At 70.2% G+C, this 20,734-nt stretch carries 17 protein-coding genes and 1 pseudogene; 11 read left to right on the top strand and 7 right to left on the bottom strand.

Annotation, left to right across the window (positions count from 1 at the left end; genetic code table 11):
• The first annotated feature begins 6 nt into the window (after window positions 1–6).
• Window positions 7–654: a nitroreductase family protein gene (locus AB8998_RS24480; RefSeq protein WP_369740291.1), complete on the top strand. Its 648-nt coding sequence runs from the start codon at window positions 7–9 to the stop codon at window positions 652–654.
• A 48-nt stretch (window positions 655–702) separates the two neighbouring features.
• Here AB8998_RS24480 and AB8998_RS24475 read toward each other — a convergent pair whose 3' ends face one another.
• Window positions 703–1,167, bottom strand: coding sequence for a tRNA (cytidine(34)-2'-O)-methyltransferase (locus tag AB8998_RS24475; RefSeq protein WP_369740289.1), 465 nt, complete (start codon window positions 1,165–1,167; stop codon window positions 703–705).
• A 274-nt stretch (window positions 1,168–1,441) separates the two neighbouring features.
• On the opposite strand from AB8998_RS24475, the gene AB8998_RS24470 reads away from it, so the two are divergent.
• The 5 genes from AB8998_RS24470 to AB8998_RS24450 are packed head-to-tail and all read left to right on the top strand — an operon-like array spanning window position 1,442 to window position 6,111.
• Window positions 1,442–4,207: a sensor histidine kinase gene (locus tag AB8998_RS24470; RefSeq protein ID WP_369740288.1), complete on the top strand. Its 2,766-nt coding sequence runs from the start codon at window positions 1,442–1,444 to the stop codon at window positions 4,205–4,207.
• Window positions 4,204–4,602: a serine protease inhibitor gene (locus AB8998_RS24465; protein ID WP_369740286.1), complete on the top strand. Its 399-nt coding sequence runs from the start codon at window positions 4,204–4,206 to the stop codon at window positions 4,600–4,602. The genes AB8998_RS24470 and AB8998_RS24465 overlap by 4 nt, the downstream gene beginning before the upstream one ends.
• Window positions 4,603–4,608: 6 nt before the next feature.
• On the top strand, window positions 4,609–4,980 hold the full coding sequence (locus tag AB8998_RS24460; protein ID WP_369740284.1) for a DUF742 domain-containing protein: 372 nt from the start codon (window positions 4,609–4,611) through the stop codon (window positions 4,978–4,980).
• The gene (locus AB8998_RS24455; RefSeq protein ID WP_369740282.1) at window positions 4,961–5,548 is read left to right on the top strand and encodes a GTP-binding protein; all 588 of its coding nucleotides are present in this window, start codon (window positions 4,961–4,963) and stop codon (window positions 5,546–5,548) included. The genes AB8998_RS24460 and AB8998_RS24455 overlap by 20 nt, the downstream gene beginning before the upstream one ends.
• Window positions 5,545–6,111, top strand: coding sequence for a pentapeptide repeat-containing protein (locus AB8998_RS24450; protein ID WP_369741744.1), 567 nt, complete (start codon window positions 5,545–5,547; stop codon window positions 6,109–6,111). Before AB8998_RS24455 ends, AB8998_RS24450 begins: the two co-directional genes overlap by 4 nt.
• Here the strand turns inward: AB8998_RS24450 and AB8998_RS24445 are convergent.
• From AB8998_RS24445 to AB8998_RS24435, 3 genes are all read right to left on the bottom strand, one after another.
• Window positions 6,108–8,579, bottom strand: a complete 2,472-nt coding sequence (locus tag AB8998_RS24445; RefSeq protein WP_369740280.1) for an ATP-binding cassette domain-containing protein — start codon at window positions 8,577–8,579, stop codon at window positions 6,108–6,110. The genes AB8998_RS24450 and AB8998_RS24445 overlap by 4 nt on opposite strands.
• 46 nt (window positions 8,580–8,625) lie before the next feature.
• The gene (locus AB8998_RS24440; protein ID WP_369740278.1) at window positions 8,626–11,289 is read right to left on the bottom strand and encodes an ATP-binding cassette domain-containing protein; all 2,664 of its coding nucleotides are present in this window, start codon (window positions 11,287–11,289) and stop codon (window positions 8,626–8,628) included.
• Window positions 11,290–11,436: 147 nt separating this feature from the next.
• The gene (locus AB8998_RS24435) at window positions 11,437–12,645 is read right to left on the bottom strand and encodes an NADH:flavin oxidoreductase (RefSeq protein ID WP_369740276.1); all 1,209 of its coding nucleotides are present in this window, start codon (window positions 12,643–12,645) and stop codon (window positions 11,437–11,439) included.
• Window positions 12,646–12,684: 39 nt separating this feature from the next.
• On the opposite strand from AB8998_RS24435, the gene AB8998_RS24430 reads away from it, so the two are divergent.
• A complete protein-coding gene (locus AB8998_RS24430) occupies window positions 12,685–13,530 on the top strand; it encodes a bifunctional methylenetetrahydrofolate dehydrogenase/methenyltetrahydrofolate cyclohydrolase (protein ID WP_369740275.1) in 846 nt (281 codons plus the stop codon).
• Window positions 13,527–13,808 carry a DUF3017 domain-containing protein gene (locus AB8998_RS24425; protein WP_369740273.1) on the top strand — a complete coding sequence of 94 codons (282 nt, stop codon included), beginning with the start codon at window positions 13,527–13,529 and terminating at the stop codon, window positions 13,806–13,808. The genes AB8998_RS24430 and AB8998_RS24425 overlap by 4 nt, the downstream gene beginning before the upstream one ends.
• On the opposite strand, the gene AB8998_RS24420 is transcribed toward AB8998_RS24425, so the two are convergent.
• On the bottom strand, window positions 13,805–14,245 hold the full coding sequence (locus AB8998_RS24420) for a DUF732 domain-containing protein (protein WP_369740271.1): 441 nt from the start codon (window positions 14,243–14,245) through the stop codon (window positions 13,805–13,807). The two genes, AB8998_RS24425 and AB8998_RS24420, sit on opposite strands and share 4 nt — an antisense overlap.
• Window positions 14,246–14,527: 282 nt before the next feature.
• On the opposite strand from AB8998_RS24420, the pseudogene AB8998_RS24415 reads away from it, so the two are divergent.
• From AB8998_RS24415 to AB8998_RS24405, 3 genes and pseudogenes are all read left to right on the top strand, one after another.
• Window positions 14,528–15,962: pseudogene (locus AB8998_RS24415) on the top strand (FAD-dependent oxidoreductase).
• A 330-nt stretch (window positions 15,963–16,292) separates the two neighbouring features.
• Complete coding sequence (locus tag AB8998_RS24410) at window positions 16,293–17,528, top strand: IS256 family transposase (protein ID WP_369741377.1); 1,236 nt, start codon at window positions 16,293–16,295, stop codon at window positions 17,526–17,528.
• A gap of 1 nt (window position 17,529) precedes the next feature.
• Window positions 17,530–18,849 (top strand): HNH endonuclease signature motif containing protein, encoded by a 1,320-nt coding sequence (locus tag AB8998_RS24405; RefSeq protein WP_369741743.1) that lies wholly within the window; start codon window positions 17,530–17,532, stop codon window positions 18,847–18,849.
• Between the two features lie 9 nt (window positions 18,850–18,858).
• Here AB8998_RS24405 and AB8998_RS24400 read toward each other — a convergent pair whose 3' ends face one another.
• Both AB8998_RS24400 and metX read right to left on the bottom strand, forming a co-directional pair.
• Window positions 18,859–19,593: a class I SAM-dependent methyltransferase gene (locus AB8998_RS24400; protein WP_369740269.1), complete on the bottom strand. Its 735-nt coding sequence runs from the start codon at window positions 19,591–19,593 to the stop codon at window positions 18,859–18,861.
• Window positions 19,590–20,729, bottom strand: a complete 1,140-nt coding sequence (gene metX, locus AB8998_RS24395) for a homoserine O-acetyltransferase MetX (RefSeq protein WP_369740267.1) — start codon at window positions 20,727–20,729, stop codon at window positions 19,590–19,592. Before metX ends, AB8998_RS24400 begins: the two co-directional genes overlap by 4 nt.
• Window positions 20,730–20,734 lie beyond the last annotated feature (5 nt).

Below are 20,734 nucleotides of genomic sequence, written 5' to 3'. Positions count from 1 at the left end.
CGGATCATGACCCTGAACCTGTCCGTCGACGAACTCCTCACCACCACCCGCTCGGTCCGCAAACGCCTCGACTTCGACAAGCCGGTGTCCCACGAGGTGCTGATGGAGTGCCTCGAACTGGCGCTGCAGGCGCCCACCGGGTCCAACGCGCAGGGCTGGCAGTGGGTGTTCGTCGAGGACGCCGACAAGAAGAAGGCGATCGCCGACATCTACCTCGCCAACGCCCGCGACTACCTCAGCCTGCCCGCGGCGCAGTACCCCGAGGGCGACACCCGCGGCGAGCGGATGGACAAGGTCAAGGATTCGGCGCTCTACCTCGCCGAGCACATGCACGAGGCGCCGGTGCTGCTGATCCCCTGCTTGGAGGGCAAGGTGGACAAGGCGCCGCTGGGCCTGAGCGCCTCGTTCTGGGCGTCGCTGTTCCCCGCCGCGTGGAGCTTCTGCCTGGCGCTGCGCTCACGCGGCCTGGGCACCTGCTGGACGACGCTGCACCTGATCAACGACGGTGACCAGCGGGCCGCCGAGGTGCTGGGCATCCCGCACGACAAATACAGCCAGGGCGGGCTGTTCCCGATCGCCTACACCAAAGGCACCGACTTCCGCCCGGCCAAGCGGCTGCCCGCCGACCAGGTCACCCACTGGGACACGTGGTAACTCAGGGTGTGATTGCCCGGCCCGCGCACGGGCCGTATCGTCGCCGGGCTATACGCCCCCGAGGTAGCCGTGCTGGCGCCACGCCTCGTACGCGGCGACGGCCGCGGCGTTCGACAGGTTCAGCGAGCGCCGGCCCGCCAGCATCGGAATCCGCACCTGCGCGGTGACGTGCGCGTCGGCCAGGGTCTCCGCGTCCAGCCCGGTGGGTTCGGGGCCGAACATCAGGACGTCCCCGGCCAGGTATCCGACGTCGGCGAACGAGGTGGGCGCCTGCGCGGTGAACGCGAACACCCGCGCCGGCATCAGCGCGTCCCACGCGGCCGGCAGCGATGCGTGCACGGTGACCGACGCCAGGTCGTGATAGTCCAGCCCGGCGCGCCGCAGCTGCGGTTCGGACAGGTCGAAGCCCAGCGGCTCGACCAGATGCAGCTCGCAGCCGGTGGCGGCCGCCGTCCGGATGGCGTTGCCCGTGTTCGGCGGGATGCGCGGGCAGACGAACAGCAAGCGGAACATGGGGTGATCATGACAAAGCCGCGTGCCCGCACCCGCGCCGCGGGTTTGCCGGTGCTGCCCGCCGGAGTGCGGGGCCGGCTCCCGGGGGCTGTGTCTGCTCAGTAACGATTCTGGTGACCTGGGCCGCGGGCTGTCATACTCGTCGGATTGCCACGTGTATACCGCTCGCGCCCTCTGCGCGCGGCGGGTGGAATAAAGCAGGAAGTTTCATGAGCCTCTGGTTTGTATTGGCGCCGAACGCGAGCGCAGCGGCCGGTCACGCGGCCGCACCCGCGTGACCATGTTCACCCGCCCGGCCCACCTGGCCGCGGCGGCGCCGTCCGGGCCGGCCCCGACCCCCGCCCCCGGCGGGCATCGCGCGAAACGCCCACCGGCCTGGTCGCCGGGCAACTGGCCGGTCCGCGCGAAGGTCCTGGCGATCGTGCTGGTGCCGCTGATGTTGGCGACGGTCTTCGGCGCGCTGCGCGTCCACGGCGAGATGGCCAACTCCGGTGAGCTCAAGCTGGCCGCCGCCCGCGCCGACGTGCTGCCTGCGGTCGCCAAATACATGTCCGCCATGGACGTCGCGTTGCTGGCCGGTTCCACCGAGCGCGACGTCGAAGGAGCCAAGAAGAACTACGAAGCCCGCAAGTACGAACTGCAGCAGCGACTGGCCGACACCGACGTCACCCCCGACGTCCGGTCGGGGGTCGACACGCTGCTCAACGCCGGTCAGGCGCTGCTGGACAAGGTGGCTGACAACAGCATCGGTTTGCGCGAGCGGATCACGACCTATGCCCCGATACTGTTGACGGCCGAGGACGTCATCAACGCCTCGGTGCGCGTCGACGACCAGCGGATCCGGACCGAGACCCAGGGCCTGAGCCGGGCGGTCGGGGCCCGCGGGCAGATGACCATGCAGAAGATCCTGGTCACCCGGGGAGCGGACCTGCCCGAGCCCGCGCTGCGGACGTCGATGATCACCCTGGCCGGCACCGAACCGTCGACGCTGTTCGGGATGAGCCAGGTGCTCGGCGTCGGCTCGCCGGACGCCAAGGCGCTGCAGCAGCAGATGGTGACCCGGATGGCGATCATGTCGGATCCGGCCAGCGTGCTCGTCGACAACCCGGACCTGCTGCGCTCGATCCAGACCACCGACGACCTCGCCGGCCAGATCATCGACGGCACGACGGCCGCGATCACCAAGTCGGTGCGCGCCCAGGCCGCCGAGCGGCACGACGCCGCGGTCCTGGACGCCGTCCTGGTGGCCGCCGCGATCGTGATCGCGCTGATCGTCGTCCTGCTGGTGGCGCGCGCGCTCGTCGTGCCGCTGCGAGTGCTGCGCGACGGCGCGCTCAAAGTCGCCCACACCGACCTCGAGGAGGAGGTGGCCCGGGTCAAGGCGGGCGGCGCCGAACCGGTCCCGCAGCCGCTGCCGGTGTACACCACCGAGGAGATCGGCCAGGTCGCCCACGCGGTCGACGAGCTGCACACCCGGGCGCTGCTGCTCGCCGGCGACGAGGCGCGGCTGCGGTTGCTGGTCAACGACATGTTCGAGACCATGTCGCGGCGCAGCCGTTCCCTGGTCGACCAGCAGCTGTCGCTGATCGACCGGCTGGAGCGCGACGAGCGGGATCCCGAACGCCTGGACAGCCTGTTCCGGCTGGATCACCTGGCGGCCCGGCTACGCCGCAACAGCGCCAACCTGCTGGTGCTTGCCGGTGCGCAGCTCGCCCGCGACCAGCGCGAACCGGTGCCGCTGTCGACGGTGGTCAACGCCGCGGTGTCCGAAGTGGAGGACTACCGCCGGGTCGAGATCCTCGGGCTGCCCGACTGCGCGCTGGTCGGTGCGGTGGCCGGCGGGGTCATCCACCTGTTCGCCGAGCTGATCGACAACGCGCTGAGCTACTCCCCGCCGACGACGCCGGTCCGGGTCTCCGGCACGCCCGGCGGCGACGGCGGCGTGCTGCTGCGGATCGCCGACGCGGGCCTGGGCATGAGCGACGCCGACCGGCGCATCGCCAACACCAGGCTGCAAGAGGGCGGCGACGTCACCCCCGACCCCACTCCCGACAATGCCCGGCACATGGGGCTGTTCGTGGTGGGCCGGATCGCCGCCCGGCACGGCATCCGGGTCGGGCTGCGGGGCCCGGCGGGCCAGGAAGCCGGATCCGGCACGACGGCCGAGATCTACCTGCCGCCGACCGTGCTCGACGGTGCGGCGCCGGCCCCCGTGGAGACGGCCGGGTCGTGGGCGCCGCCGGTGTCCGCGACGGGCGCCGAACCGACCGGCCCGCAGGCGGAGCCCGAGCCCGAGCCCGAGCCGGCGCCCCGCAACGGGTCCGGGCCCCCGGTGACGTTGTTGCCGCGTCGCAACCCGGGCTCGAGCGGCATCACCGACGTCCCCGCCCCGCCGGCGCCGGAACAGCCCAGGCGCGGCCGCCGCGAGCTGGCCAACCCGTGGTGGGAGGGCGGCGCGCGGGCCCAGCCGGAAACCCCGAAAGCCCCCGAAACCCCGAAAGCCCCCGAAACCCCGAAAGCCCCCGAAACCCCGAAAACCCCCGAAACCCCGAAACCCCCGGAGGCCCCGGGCGTGTCGGACACCTCGGCGTTCTTCGCGGCCCGCTCCAGGGAGCTGCGTGAGCGCACCACACCAGCGGTCGACAGTCCCGCGTCCCAGGCCGGCCCGGCCGACGACGTGATCTACCGGCGGATGCTCTCGGAGATGCTGGGCGACCCGCACGACCTGGTCAACAGCCCCGACCTGGACTGGCAGTCCGTATGGGACCGCGGCTGGTCGCTGGCCGCCGAGGCCGAGGACAAGCCCGTCGAGGCGCGCACCGCCGAGCACGGTTTGCCGGTCCGCACGCCCGGGGCCCGGCTGGTGCCCGGCGCAGCTGACGATGACGAGCCGAGCGGCGACGAGCGGCCCGGCAACGGCATCGCGCACCCGGCGCGTGACCCCGAGGCGGTTCGCGCGTCGTTCAGCAGCCATTTCGGCGGGGTGCGCACCGGGCGGACGCACGCCCGTGAGACGAGCAACGGAACGGATCAACCATGACCTCGGGGGGTAGTTCGCTGGACTGGCTGGTGACGAAGTTCGCCCGCGAGGTCCCCGGGGTGGCGCATGCGCTGCTGGTGTCCGTCGACGGGCTGCCCATCGCCGCCAGCGAACACCTGCCGCGGGAGCGCGCCGACCAGTTAGCGGCGGTGGCCTCGGGGCTGGCCAGCCTCGCGACCGGGGCCGCGCAGCTGTTCGAGGGTGGGCAGGTGCTGCAGTCGGTGGTCGAGATGCAGAACGGCTATCTGCTGCTGATGCGGGTCGGCGACGGCTCGCATCTGGCCACGCTGGCCGCGACGTCCTGCGACATCGGCCAGATCGGCTACGAGATGGCCATCCTGGTCGAGCGCGTCGGCAGCGTCGTGCAGTCCACCCGCCGGTCCGGCGTGTCGTGATCCGCGATGGAACCCGAGCCCTGGCCGTCCCCGCGTAAGGCGAGCCTGGTCCGGCCGTACACGTTGACGGCCGGGCGCACCGACACCGACGTCGACCTCCCCCTGGAAGCGCCGATCCAGACGCTGCAGGCCGGCCTTGCCCACCAGTGGCCACCCAAGGATCCGAAAGGCACGATCATCCAGTTGTGTGTCAGCAGCCCGTCGGTCGCCGAAATCGCGGCCCGGCTCGATCTGCCGGTCGGCGTCGCGCGCGTCCTGGTCGGCGATCTGGTTCTGTCCGGCTACCTTCAGGTGCACAGGACGTTGACAGCACTTTCGACCCGCGATGAGCGCCACGAGCTCATAGGAAGGACTCTGCGTGGCTTACGAGCACTCTGATGCCCGGCCGGACGGGGGAGCGCACGCCTCGACGAAGATCGTCGTCGCGGGCGGGTTCGGCGCCGGGAAGACGACGTTCGTCGGCGCGGTGTCCGAGATCATGCCGCTGCGCACCGAGGCGATGCTCACCGACGCCTCGGCCGGCGTGGACGCGCTCGAGGCCACCCCGGACAAGCGGACCACCACCGTCGCGATGGACTTCGGCCGCATCACCCTCGATGAGGACCTGGTGCTCTACCTGTTCGGCACCCCGGGGCAGCGGCGGTTCTGGTTCATGTGGGACGACCTGGTGCGCGGCGCGATCGGGGCGATCGTGCTCGTCGACGTGCGGCGCCTGCAGGACAGCTTCGCCGCAGTCGACTTCTTCGAGCACCGCAAGCTGCCGTTTTTGGTCGCGGTCAACGAGTTCGAGGGCGCACCCCGCTACCCCGCCGGCGAGGTGCGCGAGGCGCTGGCCCTGCCCCCACACATCCCGGTGATCACCGTCGACGCCCGCGACCGCCGCTCGGCCACCGACGCGCTGATCGCCGTCAGCGAGTACGCGCTGGAAAGCCTGGCCGCGAGCTGAGCGCCCCGCAGCCCTGCGCCGACCGCCACTTCGAGGGCCGGGACTTCCGCGACGAGGACCTCGGCCGGCTGCGCACCGAACGGGTCGTGTTCACCGACTGCGACTTCAGCGGCGCCAACCTGGGCGAGTCGGAGCACCGCGGGTCGGCGTTCCGCAACTGCACCTTTCGGCGGACCGTGCTGTGGCGCGCGACGTTCGCGCAGTGCAGCATGCTGGGCTCGGTCTTCGAGCAGTGCCGGCTGCGCCCGGTCACGTTCGACGAGGTGGACTTCACCCTCGCGGTGCTCGGCGGTAACGACTTGCGCGGCCTCGACCTGAGCGGCTGCCGGCTGCGCGAGACCAGCCTGGTCGAAACCGACCTGCGCAAGGCGGTGCTGCGCGGCGCCGACCTCACCGGCGCGCGGACCACCGGCGCCAGGTTCGACGACGCCGACCTGCGCGGCGCCGTGGTGGAGCCCGCGCTGTGGCGGACCGCCGCCCTGGCGGGCGCCCGCGTCGACGTCGACCAGGCCCTGGCCTTCGCGCTGGCGCACGGGCTGCGGCTGGACGCCGCGTCGACCTAGTGCCTGAGCCGGATGCGCCACCGCACGATCGCCGCGTAGGCCACCGTCAGCGCGCCCAGCATCGCCATGTCGAACAGCCAGGCGCCCGGGGTGTGGCGCCAGTGGCTGTCGTGGGGCACCAGCGTCCCGGGCACCAGCGCGTCCACGTTCACCGTCGACGCCGAGGCCGCGTAGCCCCACCGTGCGGGCACCGCCCACGACACCTGGTCCAGCACGATCCGGCCGGTGACCGGGATCAGGCCACCGGCCAGCACGAGCTGCAGCATCAGCGAGACCACCAGCAGCGGCATGATCTGCTCGTTGGAGCGCACCAGCGACGACAGCACCAGCCCGAGGATCGCCGAGGCCACGCACGTCGCGGCGACGGTCACGAACAGCTCGAGGCTCGGATCCCCGAGCAACACCGCCCCCTGGGTAGGCGCCCCCTTGCCGGCGATGACGATGCCCGTCGCGATCGCCGCCTGCACGACCGCGAAGACGCAGAACACGACCATCTTGGCGCCCAGGTAGGCCCCCGTCGACAGGCCGACCGCCTGTTCCCGCCGGAAGATGGGGCGCTCGCCGATCAGGTCGCGGATGGTCAGCGCGGTGCCCATGAAGACGGCCGCGATCGACAGCAGCGTGAGGATCTGCGCCGACTCGTCAGGGGTGTCGCTGGTCGGCGGGGCCACGCCGAACCCGGTGTCGCCCGGCACCGTCAGCGACAGCCCGCCCATGACGAACGGCAGCAGCGCCAGGAACAGGAAGTAGGCGCGGTCGGCGACCACCAGCCGGACCTGGCGGCGGGTGACCGTGGAGAGCTGACGGCGCACGCTGGTGTGCGCGGGGGCGCCCAGGTCGGCCGGCGCCGCCGGGGTCGGCGGGGGCTGCTTCTGCGCGTCCTTCTGGGCCAGGAAGCGCCGGTTGGCCTCCTCGGGGTCGGCGCCCACCTTGGCGAAGATGTGGGCCCAGTTGGTGGTGCCCATGACCTCGCCGATCCCGCCGGGCGGGCCCAGGAAGGCGGTCCTGCCGCCGGGGGCCAGCAGCAGCACCTGGTCGCAGACGTCGAGGTAGGTCAGCGAGTGGGTGACCACCAGCACCACCCGGCCGGCGTCGGCCAGCTGGCGCAGCATCGTCATCACCTGCAGGTCCAGCGCCGGGTCCAGCCCCGAGGTCGGCTCGTCGAGGATCAGCAGCGACGGCCCGGTGAGCAGTTCGAGCGCCACCGAGGCGCGTTTGCGCTGCCCGCCTGACAGCTTGTCGACGCGGGTGTCGGCGTGCTGGGTCATCCCGAGCTCGTCGAGCACCTGCGCGACCACCTGCTCCCGGTCGGCCTTGCTGGTGTCGGGCGGCAGCCGCAGCTCGGCCGCGTAGCCCAGGGCCTGGTTGACCGTCAGCTGGCGGTGCACGACGTCGTCCTGGGGGACCATCCCGATCCTGGTGCGCAGCGACGCGTACTCGGTGTGGATGTCGTGGCCCTCGAAGGTGACCGAACCCGCGCTCGGGGTCGCGTAGCCGGCGATCAGCCGCGACAGGGTGGTCTTCCCGGCGCCGGACCCGCCGATGATGGCGGTCAGTGTGCCGGGCCGGGCGGTCATCGAGATCCGCTCGAGCAGGCTCTTGCCGTCGACGCTGAAGCCGACCTCGTGCACCTCCAGCCCGCCGGTGCGGGTGGCCGGCTCCTGGCGGCGCACGAGGACCCCGTCGCCGAACACCAGGTCGACGTTGCCGATCGTGACCACGTCGCCCTCGGCGAGCACGGCGGACCCGACCCTGATCCCGTTGACGAAGGTGCCGTTGATGCTGTTCGCATCGCGGATCTCGGTGCCGAGCGGCGTTGGCGCCAGGAATGCGTGATGGCGTGAGGCCAGCACGTCGTGGATGACGATGTCGTTGTCGAGCGACCGCCCGATCCAGGCGGGGCCGCCCGGTGGCGGCGGCTCACCACCGGCGTCGGGCCCGATTGTCCGGACCCGGGTGGTCGGGAACTCGGCGATCTCGCCGGTGACGCCGATCTGGGTCGGCGGGTCCGGGTCGGGCGCGGCCGGCAGGGGCACGTGGATGGCGGTGGTGCGCTGCGCGTCGTCGGGCGGGCGCCGGCGCCAGCTGCGGGTGGGCGGGTCGGGCCCGTCGGGCGGCGCGACCGGCGCCGCCGGCGGCGCCAGGCCCACGGCCCCGTCGTGGCGTCCGACCTCGAACGTGAGCCGTGGCCCGTCGGGCTTGCCGATGTTGATGCTCTGGCCGTCGTGAATGTAGGCGGTCGGCACCCGCTGGCCGTTGACGAACATCCCGTTCAACGAGTTGTTGTCGACGGCCGTCCACCTGCCCTCGCCGAACCGCAGCAACAGGTGTGCGCGCGCGATCAACGGGTGCGCCACGCGCAGGTCGGCGCGCACGTCGTTGCCGACGACGACGTCGCGGCCGGGGGCGAAGCTGCTCTGGGTTTTGTCGATCCGAACCGTGAGCACGGGCTGCGCGGGACGAGTCACCAGACCAGATTAATGACGGCGACGGCTGTCGCGCCCGAGCCGGGTTTCAGCGCTTCAGGCGGATGTGCCACCGGATGAAGCCGGCGTAGGCCACCGACAACGCCGCCAGCATGAACATGTCGAACACCAGAATGTGCTTGGAGTGCTGCCAGATCGGGTCGTTGGTCGGGATCTGCTTGACCTTGACCAGCGCCGGGAAGTCGATCGAGGCCGCGCCCGCAGCGTAACCCCAGCGTGCCGGGGTCACCCAGGCGAGCTGCTCGAGCCCGAAACGGCCGTAGACCGGGATCATGCCGCCGGAAAGTACCAGTTGGGACATGATCGACACCACCAGCATCGGCATGATCTGTTCGTTGGACTGCGCCAGCGCCGACAACAGCAGCCCGAGCATCGCCGACGCCACACAGGTGCCGGCGACGGTGACGAACAGCGAGAAGGTGGAGTTGCCCAGGAACAGGGCCGGTGCGGTTGGGGCGCCCTTGCCGATCCGCACGATCAATGTCGCCACCGCTGCCTGGCCGGTCGCGAACACGGAGAAGACCGCGATCTTGGCGAGCAGGTAGGCGTTGGTGGACAGGCCCACCGCCTGTTCCCGCTTGAAGATCGGGCGCTCGCCGATCAGGTCGCGGATGGTCAGCGCCGTGCCCATGAAGACGGCGCCGATGTTGAGCAGCACCATGATGTATTGCGGCTGCGTGGGCGCGGCACCGAGCGGATTGGCGGGCCCGAGGCCCGGGTTGGACCCCTTCACCGTCAGCGACAAGCCGCCGATGAGGAACGGCAGCACCGCCAGGAAGATCGTGTATCCCCGGTCGGATATAACCAGCCGGACCTGCCGACGGGCGATCGTGGACAGTTGCCGCCATAGATCCGTCTTGGGCGGCTCGCCCAGGTCCGCCGGGCTCTGCGGCGACGGTGGCCGCTGCGCATGGTCGCCGCGCTCCTTGAAGCGGCGGTTGGCCTCGTCCGGGTCGGCGCCCACGTTGGCGAAGATGTCCGCCCAGTTGCGGGTGCCCATCGCGGCCTCGACCTGGTCGGGCGGGCCGCAGAACGCGGTCTTGCCGCCGGGTGCGACCAGCAGGATCTGGTCGCAGACGTCCAGGTAGGACACCGAGTGGGTGACCACCAGCACCACGCGCCCCGCGTCGGCCAGCTGGCGCAGCATCAGCATGACCTGGCGGTCCAGCGCCGGGTCCAGGCCCGAGGTGGGCTCGTCCAGCAGCAACAGCGACGGCTGGGTGAGCAGTTCGAGCGCCACCGAGGCGCGTTTGCGCTGGCCGCCCGACAGCTTGTCTACCCGGGTGTCGGCGTGCTTGGTCATGTCGAGCTCTTCGAGCACCTGGGCGACGATCTGCGCCCGCTCCTCTTTGCTGGTGTCCGGCGGGAGGCGCAGCTCGGCGGCGTAGTTGAGGGCCTGGTTGACGGTCAGTTGGCGGTGCACGACGTCGTCCTGCGGGACCATCCCGATCCGGCTACGCATGTTCGCGTATTCCTTGTGGATGTCGTGTCCCTCGAAGCAAACCGTGCCTGAGCTGGGGCTGGTGTACCCGACGATCAGCCGCGACAGCGTGGTCTTGCCCGCGCCGGAACCACCGATGATGGCCGTCAGCGTCCCGGGACGGGCCGTCAGCGAGATGTGGTCGATCAGTTGTTTGCCGTGCTCGACGCTGAAGCAGACCGAGTTCACCTCCAGGCCGCCGGTGCGCGTCGCGGCCTCCGTGCGCCGGACCAGCGTGTCGCGGGTGAACACCAGGTCGACGTTGCCGATGGTGACCACGTCGCCCTCGGTCAGCACCGCCGACCCGACGCGGACGCCGTTGACGAACGTCCCGTTGACGCTGTGCGCGTCGCGGATCTCGGTGCCCAGCGGGGTATGGATCATGAAGGCGTGGTGGCGGGAGGCCAGGACGTCTTGGATGACGATCTCGTTGTCGGTGGCGCGGCCGATCGTGATCGCGCCGGCCGGCTTCTCCAGCGACCCGGACCGGGACGGCATCAACGCCTGCATCATCTTCGTCGCCAGGTTCGCCACCTCGGGCTCTTTGGCGGCCCTGGGCGCCGACATCTGGGTCGGCGGTGAGGACTGCGACGACGCCCAGGGTCCGGCGGCCGGCACCTGCGGGCGCGGCTGGAAGTTGCCGGGCGGCGGCGGGCTCGCCGGATGCGGGTGCGGCCGCAGTCCGCCGCCGGCCGGCGGGCGCATGGGCTGCCCGTGCGGTGGCGGCGGGCCCGGATGCGGTCGCGGCGGCGCGCCCGACGGCCGGGCGGGTGGCGGCCCGGGCGGGCCTGGGGGAGCGGGAGGAGCGGCGGGGTGCCCGGACCAGGCGCTGCTCAAGGACTGGGTCGCGTTGGCCGGGAGACGCATCGACTCGGTTTCGGGAGGGCGCCCGGCCATGCCTTGGTGGCGGCCGACCTCGAACCGCAGCTGCGGCCCGTCGGGGTTTCCGATGTTGAGGCACTGGCCGTCGTGGATGTCGACGACGGGAACGCGCCGGCCGTTGACGAACGTGCCGTTGAGCGAGCCGTTGTCGATCGCCAGCCAGCGGCCCTGGTCGTAGCGAAGCAGCAGGTGGGCCCGCGAGATGAGCGGATGAGTGACCCGCATGTCAGCCCGCAGGTCGCGTCCGACGACCACGTCATGACCCGCCGCGAAGGTGCGTTCACCACCGTCATAGCGGACGGTCAGGACTGGCGGGGCTGGTGCACTCATCGAAACAACATTATCTGGTGCAGATAAGTTCGCGGTCGAGGCCGAGTGCCAGCCTCCTCCTCACGCCGCCTTAGGCGGCGTGCATCGTCAGCGGGCCGGGCTGGATTGCCCGCCTCCTCCTCACGCCGCCTTAGGCGGCGTGCATCGTCAGCGGGCCGAATCGGGCGCGCCGGTGACCACGCAGTACGTCCGGCTGTAGATGGTGGCCATGCACTGGTTGCAGTGCGTGCAGGCCGAATGCACGCTGTGCCGGTCACCGTCGGCGGCGATCCGGTTGATCAAATCGGGCTCGGCGAGCAGGGCCCGGCCCATCGCGACGAACTGGAATCCCTCGGCCATCGCCAGATCCATCGTCTCCCGGTTGGTGATGCCGCCGAGCAGGATCAGCGGCATCTTCAGCTCGGCCCGGAACAGCTTGGCGTGGCGCAACAGGTAGGCCTCGCGGTAGGGGTACTCGCGCAGGAATTTCTTGCCCGTCATGCGCATGCCCCAGCTCAGTGGCGGCTTGAAGGCGGCGGCGAACTGCTTGAGCGGTGCGTCGCCGTGGAATAGGTACATGGGGTTGACCAGCGAGCTGCCCGCGGTCAGCTCGATCGCGTCCAGCCCGCCGTCGTCCTGCAGCCATTTGGCGGTGGTCAGCGCCTCCTCGGTGCTGATGCCGCCGCGGACGCCGTCGGTCATGTTGAGCTTGGCGGTGACCGCGATCCGGCCCGCCCCGCGCATGTCGACCGCGCGGCGCACGGCCATCACCAGCCCGCGGGCCACCTTGGCCCGGTTCTCCAGCGATCCGCCGAACTCGTCGTTGCGGCGGTTGATCAGCGGAGACAGGAACGCGCTCGCCAAATAGTTGTGGCCCAGGTGGATCTCGACCGCGTCGAAGCCGGCGTCGATGGCCAGCATCGCGGCGTTGGCGTGCGCGGCGGTCACGTCGTCGATGTCGTCGCGGGTCGCCTTCCTGGCGAACCGCATCCCGATGGGATTGAAGAACCGCACCGGCGCCAGCGCGGTCGCCCTGTTGGACTTGGCGTTGGCGACGGGGCCGGCGTGGCCGATCTGCGCGCTCACCGCCGCCCCCTCGGCGTGCACCGCGTCGGTGAGCCGGCGCAGCCCGGGCACCGCCTCCGGACGCATCCAGAGTCCGTTGCCCTCGGTGCGGCCGCCGGGGGAGACCGCGCAGTAGGCGACGGTCGTCATGCCGACCCCGCCCGCGGCGGGCAGGCGGTGGTATTCGATGAGGTCGTCGGAAACCAACCCGTTGGGCGTGCGCGCTTCGAATGTGGCGGACTTGATGGTGCGGTTGCGCAGCGTCACCGGACCCAGCTTGGCCGGGGCGAACACGTCAGGTGGGGTAGACATGCGAGGAGCCTAAACCCGCCGCGTGCCAGACTGTGAGGCGTGGGCGCAATCACACTGGACGGCAAGGTCACCCGCGACGAGATCTTCGTCGATCTGAAGCAGCGGGTGGCCGCGTTGACCGCGGCGGGTCGCACCCCGGGGCTGGGCACCATCCTGGTCGGTGACGATCCCGGGTCGCAGGCCTACGTGCGCGGTAAGCACTCCGACTGCGCCAAGGTCGGCATCACCTCGATCCGCCGCGATCTGCCCGCCGACACCAGCACCGCCACGCTGCACGAGACCATCGACGAGCTCAACGCCAACCCCGAATGCACCGGCTACATCGTGCAGTTGCCGCTGCCCAGGCATCTGGACGAGAACGCGGCGCTGGAGCGCATCGACCCGGCCAAGGACGCCGACGGGCTGCATCCCACCAACCTGGGCCGCCTGGTGCTCAGCATCCCGGCGCCGCTGCCGTGCACCGCGCGGGGCGTCGTGCACCTGCTGCGGCGCTACGGGATCGAGATCGCCGGGGCGCACGTCGTCGTCATCGGCCGCGGCGTGACGGTCGGCCGGCCACTGGGGCTGCTGCTGACGCGCCGTTTTGAGAACGCCACTGTGACGTTGTGCCACACCGGAACTCGCGACCTGTCCGCGTTCACCAAGCAGGCCGAAATCATCGTGGCCGCAGCCGGTGTCCCGCACATGCTGACCGCCGACATGGTGCGCCCCGGCGCCGCGGTGGTCGACGTGGGGGTCAGCCGCACGGAGGACGGCCTGGTGGGCGACGTGCATCCGGATGTCTGGGAGGTGGCCGGCCACGTGTCGCCCAACCCGGGCGGAGTCGGCCCCCTGACGCGCGCGTTTCTGCTGACCAACGTCGTCGAGCTGGCCGAGCGGCAATGAACGGCCGGGCTGTGCTGCGGGCCCAGTGGCCGATACTGCTGGTGGGGGTGATCTTCGCCACGGCTTTCGCGTTGGCGGGGGCCAACTTCTGGCGGCGCGGTTCGTTGCTGATCGGCATCGGCGTCGGCGTGGCCGCGATGCTGCGCTTGGCGCTGCCCGACGACCGGGCCGGCCTCTTGGTGGTGCGCAGCAAGGGCGTCGACTTCGTGACCACCGCGACGATCGGGGCTGCGATGGTCTACATCGCCTGGACCATCGACCCGCTGGGTACCGGTTAGGCTCCCGGCAGCGCGGGCAGGCCCGGCATGCCCGGGACCTGCGGCAAGCCGCCGGTCAGGTTGCCGTTGGCGATCGATGCGATCTCCTCGGGGCAGTACGTCTGGATCGCGATGGTGGTGAACAGCTGCGCCATCTGCGGGGACATGCCCCCGCCCCTGACCCGGGCCGCCGCCGCGGCGAAGTTCCCGCCCGGCTCCGCGAGCATCGGGCAGATGGACTGGCCCACGCCGATCGCGTTTCCGGGCTCACCGAAGTTGATCCCGGCGTGGTTCAGCGCGTCGATGAAGCCGTCGTCGGTCGTCCAGTCAGCCTCGGCGGGTGCCGCGAGGGCCGCCGCCGCGGTGACGACGGCGGCCGCGCCGGCCAGCAGCCGAATGCTCAGGGGCTGATGACGGAACATCCAGATCCAATCGTGAGTGCGTGCCGTTGGTTTCAAGACAGCTTCCCCGTCTGTCGTGAGTGCTCCTCCGGCACTCGGATCACCCCGAAAACATTGGCCTATCCCGGTCACATCGAGGATACGGTGGGATAAAGCTTCGCACACTATGCCGTTTCGTGCGCGCCTCCCACCCGCGGCATCGGTTACCGGGTCCTCGTCGGCCCGCGGGCGGCGGGACACATCGACGCCACACCGTGATCCGACACGCGCCGCGGCGGGAAGTTTCCCGGCCCCAAATGTTCCAGAATCCGGCCCATGACGACGAATCGAAGCCGTCCGTTGGACCATGCGATCTCGCGCCAGACGTTCCTTCGCGGTGCCGTCGGGATGTTGGCGACGGGGGCGGTGTTCGGCACCGCGCGGGCGGCGGCGGACCCGGCCGGCGGGTGGGGCGGTCTGGCGTCCTCCATCGGAGGCAGGGTGCTGCTGCCGGCCAGCGGCGCTCAATTCGTTAAAGGCAAGCAGGTTTTCAACTCGTTCTACAGCAATTCGAATCCGGCCGCGGTGGTTGCGCGTGTCGTCGCAGGCGGACGTGCAGCGGGCGGTCGCCTTCGCGACGGCCAACAGGCTCCAGGTCGCCCCGCGGGCCGGCGGGCATTCGTATATCGGCGCCTCGACCGCCGCCAATGCGATGGTGCTCGACCTGCGGGGCCTCCCCGGCGGGGCGCAGCTGGACGGCGGCAACGTGACGGTGACCCCGGCGACCAATCTGGCCGCCTTGCAACAGGCTTGCGCCGGCGCCGGCCGGGCGGTCCCAGTCGGCACCTGCCCGACGGTCGGCATCGGGGGGTCCGCGCTCGGCGGCGGCATCGGCGCGGATACGCGGCGCGCGGGCCTCACGTGCGACACGCTGCAGTCGGCCACGGTCGTGCTGCCGAGCGGCGACGTGGTCACCGCCTCCGCCAACGACCATCCCGATCTGTTTTGGGCGCTGCGCGGGGGCGGCGGCGGCAACTTCGGCGTGACGACGGCGATGACGTTCGCGACGTTCGCCGCCGACTCCACCGACGTAGTGCGACTCGACTTTCCGTCGTCGTCCGCGGTGCAGGTGCTGTCCGGCTGGCAGTCCTGGCTCGCCGCCGCCGACCGGAACACCTGGGGCCGCGTCGATCTCGCCATCGGGTCGTCGCAGACGAACTGCCAGATCCTGGCCACCTGCCCCGCGGGCACCGGGGCCTCGGCGGCGAACGCGATCAAGTCCGCGGTCGGTGTGCAACCCAGTGGCGTGCAGAACACGACGATGACACACCTGGGCCTGGCGACGTATCTTGCCGGCGGCAGCTCGGCGTCGTCTCCCCGCGGGTTCGTCGCGGGATCGGACGTGATCTCGACGGTGAACGCCGCTGCGGCACATGCGATTGCCACCGCCATCGGGCAGTGGCCCGCGGCGGCCGGGAAGGCCTCCGTGCTCGTCGACCCCCTGGGGGGAGCGGCCGGCGACCTGGCGCCGGGCGATACGGCCTTCCCGTGGCGCAAGCAGTCCGCGGTGCTGCAGTGGTACGCCGAACCCGCCGCCAACCAGGTGCCGGCGGCGACGAAATGGCTGGCCGCCGCACACCAAGCGGTGCAACCGTATTCGGTCGGCGGGTACGTCAACTACCTGGAGGCCAACACCCCGGCGTCGCGCTACTTCGGTTCCAATCTCTCGCAGCTGTCCACCGTGCGGCAGAAGTACGACCCGAGTCGGGTCATGTTGTCAGGGTTGACCTTCTAGCCAAAAAACTTGTGTCACTGTGGTTTCTGTGGTCACATTCCGGGGTTTGTTGTCGGTGGGTGCGCATAGTTTGACGGTGTGAGTGTTGACCGGGAGGAGCTGGGTGCGGCGTTCGACGCGCTGGATGCCGACCTGGACACGCTGCTGGGGTTCGACTGCGAGGCGTTGACCACCCCGGAGTTGCTGGCCTGGCTGGGGCGGGGGGCGTGTCATTCCATCTGTGTAAGTCCGGGGTGGTCCATCATCGGACCGCCGTTGGGCGGACAGAAGGAGTGTTTTGTGACCAAGACCATGCAGATGCCGGCTGAGGAGACGACCGCGGCGCGGCGGCTGGCCGAGATGTTCACCGAAGAGACGCTGGACTCGTTGATTAAGGATGCGGTGAAGACCGGGACCCCGATCGACGGCGCGGACGGTTTGCTGAACCAGCTGACTAAGGCCGTGCTGGAGCGGGCGCTGAATGCGGAGCTAACCCACCATCTGGGCTATGAGGCCGGCGATCCGGCCGGACGCGGATCGGGAAATTCGCGCAACGGCACCACGCCGAAAACGGTGACCACCGTCAACGGCCCGGTGCAGATCGATGCGCCGCGTGATCGCAACGGCTCGTTTGAGCCGGCGATTGTGCCGAAGAAGACCCGCCGGCTCAACAACATCAATTCGGTGGTGTTGTCGCTGTATTCACGGGGAATGACCACCCGCGATATCGAAGCCCACCTGCAGGAGGTCTATGGGGCGTCGGTGTCGCGGGAGTTGATCTCCAATATCACCGAGGTGGTGGTCGATGAGATCAAGGCCTGGCAGGCCCGCCCGCTCGATGAGGTCTACCCGATCCTCTACATCGATGGGCTGCGGCTGCGGATCGGCGACAACGGGGTCATCACCACCAAGGTCGCCTATTTGGCCATTGGCGTGGATCTGGAGGGCCGCAAACACGCCTTGGGCTGCTGGATCCAGGACTCCGAGGGGGCGAAGTTCTGGCAGAAGGTCGTCATCGACCTGCGCAACCGCGGGGTGCGCGACATCCTCATCGCCTGCTGCGACGGGCTGACCGGTCTGCCTGATGCGATCCGCTCGATCTATCCCGATACCGTGGTGCAGACCTGCGTCGTGCACGTCATTAGGAATGCGATGCGCTTCGTGTCTTATAAGGACCGCAAGAAGGTCGCCACCGCGATGCGGGCGATCTACAGTGCGCCGACCGTCGATGGAGCCGAACTCGCACTCAAGGAGTTCGACCAGCAATTCGGCGCCCAATATCCGGGTGCAATTGACGTGTGGCACAACGCCTGGGGGGAATTCGTTCCGTTCCTGGACTATCCGGTGGAGTTGCGCAAGATCGTCTACACCACCAATGCGATCGAGTCGATCAACTTCCAGTTGCGCAAGATCACCAAGAACCGTGGTCATTTCACGGACAAGGACGCCGCGATGAAGTTGCTGTACCTCGGGCTGCGCAACATCTCCAGCGAGAGAGGAGGCTATTCGGGTACTGGAACGCACAACTGGACTGTGGCGCTCAACACACTCGCCAGACTATTCCCTGGGCGAATCCCATTGTGCTAGAATACAACTCGTAGTCAAATCACCTCTGACTTACACAGAAATCGTGACAGGCTCGGGGCGGGTGGAAACGGTGCGCCGGCGCCTGCCCGCCCTCGAGCATGCGGTGATCAACACCCTGGCCCATCAGGCCAGCGCGGAAGAGTTGGGCGGCAAGCTCTCCCACGCGATCGCCGAGGCCACCTCGATCTCGCGCCCCCAGGCCGCCCGCCGGGTCCGTGAGGCCGCCGACCTGGGCCCCCGCCACGGGCTGACCGGCCAACCCCTGCCCCCGATGTTGGCCGAGACCGCTTTGCGTCAGCGCCAGGGCACGCTCGGACCCGAGCACGTCGCGGTGATCCGCCGCTTCTGCCGCCAGCTGCCCGGCTGGGTCGACCAGCCCACCCGCGAACGCGCCGAAGCCGACCTGGCCCGCCACGGCACCCGAATCCGCCCCGAACAACTCAGCGGGCTCGCCGAGCAACTCGACAACGCCCTCAACCCCGACGGCAACTACACCGACGAGGACCGGGCCCGGCGGCGCGGGCTGATCCTGGGCGCCCAGGGCCCCGACAAAATGTCACACCTGAGCGGCTGGATCACCCCCGAACTGCGCGCCACGATCGAAGCCCTGTGGGCCAAACTCGCCGCCCCGGGCATGTGCAACCCCCTCGACGAGCACCCCTGCATCGACGGCACCCCCACCCAGGACGCCATCGACAAAGATGCCCGCGGGCCCGCCCAACGCCAGCACGACGGCCTGCTCGCCGCACTCCGCGCGATCCTGGCCTCCGGGAAGCTGGGCCAACACAACGGGCTTCCGGCCGCCATCATCGCCACCACCACCCTGGCCGAACTGGAAGCCGCCGCCGGATGCGCCCTGACCGGCGGGGGCACCATCTTGCCCATGAGCGATGTCATCCGCCTGGCCCGCCACGCCCATCACTACCTGGTGATCTTCGACAAAGGCAAAACCCTGGCCCTCTACCACACCAAACGCCTGGCCTCCCCCGCGCAAAGAATCGTGCTCTACGCCAAAGACCGCGGCTGCTCAGCCCCCGGCTGCACCGTGGGCGGCTACTACAGCGAAGTCCACCACGTCACCGACTGGGCCACCTGTCGATGCACCGACATCGACGACCTCACCTTCGCCTGCGGCCCCCACCACCGCCTCCTACAACCCCGCGGCTGGACCACCCGCAAAAACACCAACGGCGACACCGAATGGATCCCACCCCCACACCTCGACCGCGGCCAACCCCGAAAAAACACCTACTGGCACCCCGAAAAACTTTTGCGCAGAAAGGAAGACGAAGACGACGAGGATGCGGAGGACGAAAGCTGATCGCGCCCGTCAGCCCGCCAGCGTCGCCCGGATGCACACGGTGACGTAGGGCAGCGCAAGTCCCGTCGAATTCGCCAGGGCCGGATGGGTGGCCAGCAGCTCGCGGACCGCCTCGAGTGTCTTGGTGCGGACCTCGGCCGGCGAGGTGATGCAGTAGCTGCGCGACGCCACCAGATCGATCAACGCTTGCGGCGTAAGGTAATTCGTCCACTCCACGCGGTGGCGCTCCAGGTCGGTGAATGGTGCGGGCAGCGTCACGTCGAGCCGGCCGCCGTCGTCGTCGCTGCCGATGATCTCGCCGAGCTCGCGCACCCAGCCGAGCCGTTCGTCGCGGGTGTTCCACACCAGGCCCAGCCGCCCGCCGGGGCGCAGCACGCGGGCCACCTCCGGAATCGCTCGCGCCGGATCCACCCAATGCCAGGCCTGGGCGACCAGCACGGCGTCAACACTGTTGTTTGGCAACGGAATCTCTTCCGCGGTGCCCAGCAGGGCCCGGGTCTCCGGCAGCGCGTCCCGCAGCACTTCGAGCATGTCGGGGATCGGATCGACGGCCACCACGTCCAGGCCGCGCTCGACCAGCCTGGTGGTCAGCTTGCCCGTGCCCGCGCCCAGATCGAGCACCTGGTGCGCACCGGCCGGCAACAGCCAGTCGATGGCCTCCGGCGGGTAGGACGGGCGCCCACGCTCGTAGGCGGCGGCGGCCGAGCCGAACGACAGGGAGCGTTCCTGTCTCGAGCGGGTCACCGCCGACACGCGCCTTCATTCTCGGCCAGGGCGAGGGTCTCGCGGATCAGCTCGCCGACCGCCTCGGACTCCACCAGGAAGCCGTCGTGCCCGCATCTGGAGTCGACCACGCGCAGGCCGGAGCAGCCCGGCAGCAGGTCGGCCAGCTCCTCCTGCAGGCGCAGCGGGTAGAGCCGGTCGGAGGTGATGCCGCCGACCACGGCCGGCACCGGGCAGCTGCGCAGGGCCTGACGGACCCCGCCGCGACCGCGGCCGACGTCGTGGCTGTTCAGCGCCTCGGTCAGGATCACGTAGCTGCCGGCGTCGAAGCGGGACAACAGCTTGTTGCCCTGATGCTCGAGGTAACTCTGCACCGCGTAGCTGCCACCGTTCGCCGGGTCCTCGTCACCCTGACCGTCGTTGGCGAAACGGGTGTCGAGTTCCAACTCGCCGCGGTAGGTCAGGTGCGCGAAGCGGCGGGCGATCGTGAGCCCGTCCTCCGGCTTGCGTCCGCTGTCGTGGTAGTCGCCGCCCTGCCAGTTGGGGTCGGCCTTGATGGCCGCGATCTGAGTGGTCTGGGTGCCGATCTGGTCGGCGGTGGCGCGCGCGCCGACCGCCAGCAGCAGCCCCGCCCGGACCCGGTCGGGGTGACCGACCATCCACTCCAAAGCCCTTGCGCCGCCCATGGATCCACCGACGACGGCGGCGACCTCGTTGATGCCCAGCGCGGCCAGCGCACAGATGTCGGCCTCCACCTGGTCGCGCACGGTGATCAGCGGAAAGCGCGAGCCCCAGGGCTTGCCGTCCCGGGCCCGCGAGCTGGGCCCGGTGGAGCCGCGGCAACCGCCCAGCACGTTGGTGGCCACCGCGCACCAGCGGTTGGTATCGATCGGTGCCCCCGGCCCGATCACTCCGTCCCACCAGCCGGGCGTGGGATGCCCGGGTCCCGCCGGCCCGCTGACGTGGGAGTCGCCGGTGAGCGCGTGCAGCACCACCACCACGTTGTCGCGCGTCGGGGAGAGCTCGCCCCAGCGCTGGACGGCGATGCAGACGTCGTCGATCACCGCACCGCCCTCGGTGGTCAGCGCGCCGATGTGGACGAAGCCGATCTCGCCCTCGGTGGGCAGCGTCTGGGTGGAGAACTCCGAGATCGTCATGTCAG

It is taken from the genome of Mycobacterium sp. HUMS_12744610 (assembly GCF_041206865.1).
Classification (GTDB): domain Bacteria; phylum Actinomycetota; class Actinomycetes; order Mycobacteriales; family Mycobacteriaceae; genus Mycobacterium; species Mycobacterium servetii.
This window is presented reverse-complemented; position numbering and strand designations above follow the sequence as displayed.

Bases quoted from the DNA above. Each gene is read 5' to 3' on its own strand.
- AB8998_RS24440 (WP_369740278.1), bottom strand. From the start codon at position 11,289: ATGAGTGCACCAGCCCCGCCAGTCCTGACCGTCCGCTATGACGGTGGT.
- AB8998_RS24475 (WP_369740289.1), bottom strand. From the start codon at position 1,167: ATGTTCCGCTTGCTGTTCGTCTGCCCGCGCATCCCGCCGAACACGGGC.
- AB8998_RS24480 (WP_369740291.1), top strand. From the start codon at position 7: ATGACCCTGAACCTGTCCGTCGACGAACTCCTCACCACCACCCGCTCG.
- AB8998_RS24460 (WP_369740284.1), top strand. From the start codon at position 4,609: ATGGAACCCGAGCCCTGGCCGTCCCCGCGTAAGGCGAGCCTGGTCCGG.
- AB8998_RS24465 (WP_369740286.1), top strand. From the start codon at position 4,204: ATGACCTCGGGGGGTAGTTCGCTGGACTGGCTGGTGACGAAGTTCGCC.
- metX (WP_369740267.1), bottom strand. From the start codon at position 20,729: ATGACGATCTCGGAGTTCTCCACCCAGACGCTGCCCACCGAGGGCGAG.
- AB8998_RS24435 (WP_369740276.1), bottom strand. From the start codon at position 12,645: ATGTCTACCCCACCTGACGTGTTCGCCCCGGCCAAGCTGGGTCCGGTG.
- AB8998_RS24425 (WP_369740273.1), top strand. From the start codon at position 13,527: ATGAACGGCCGGGCTGTGCTGCGGGCCCAGTGGCCGATACTGCTGGTG.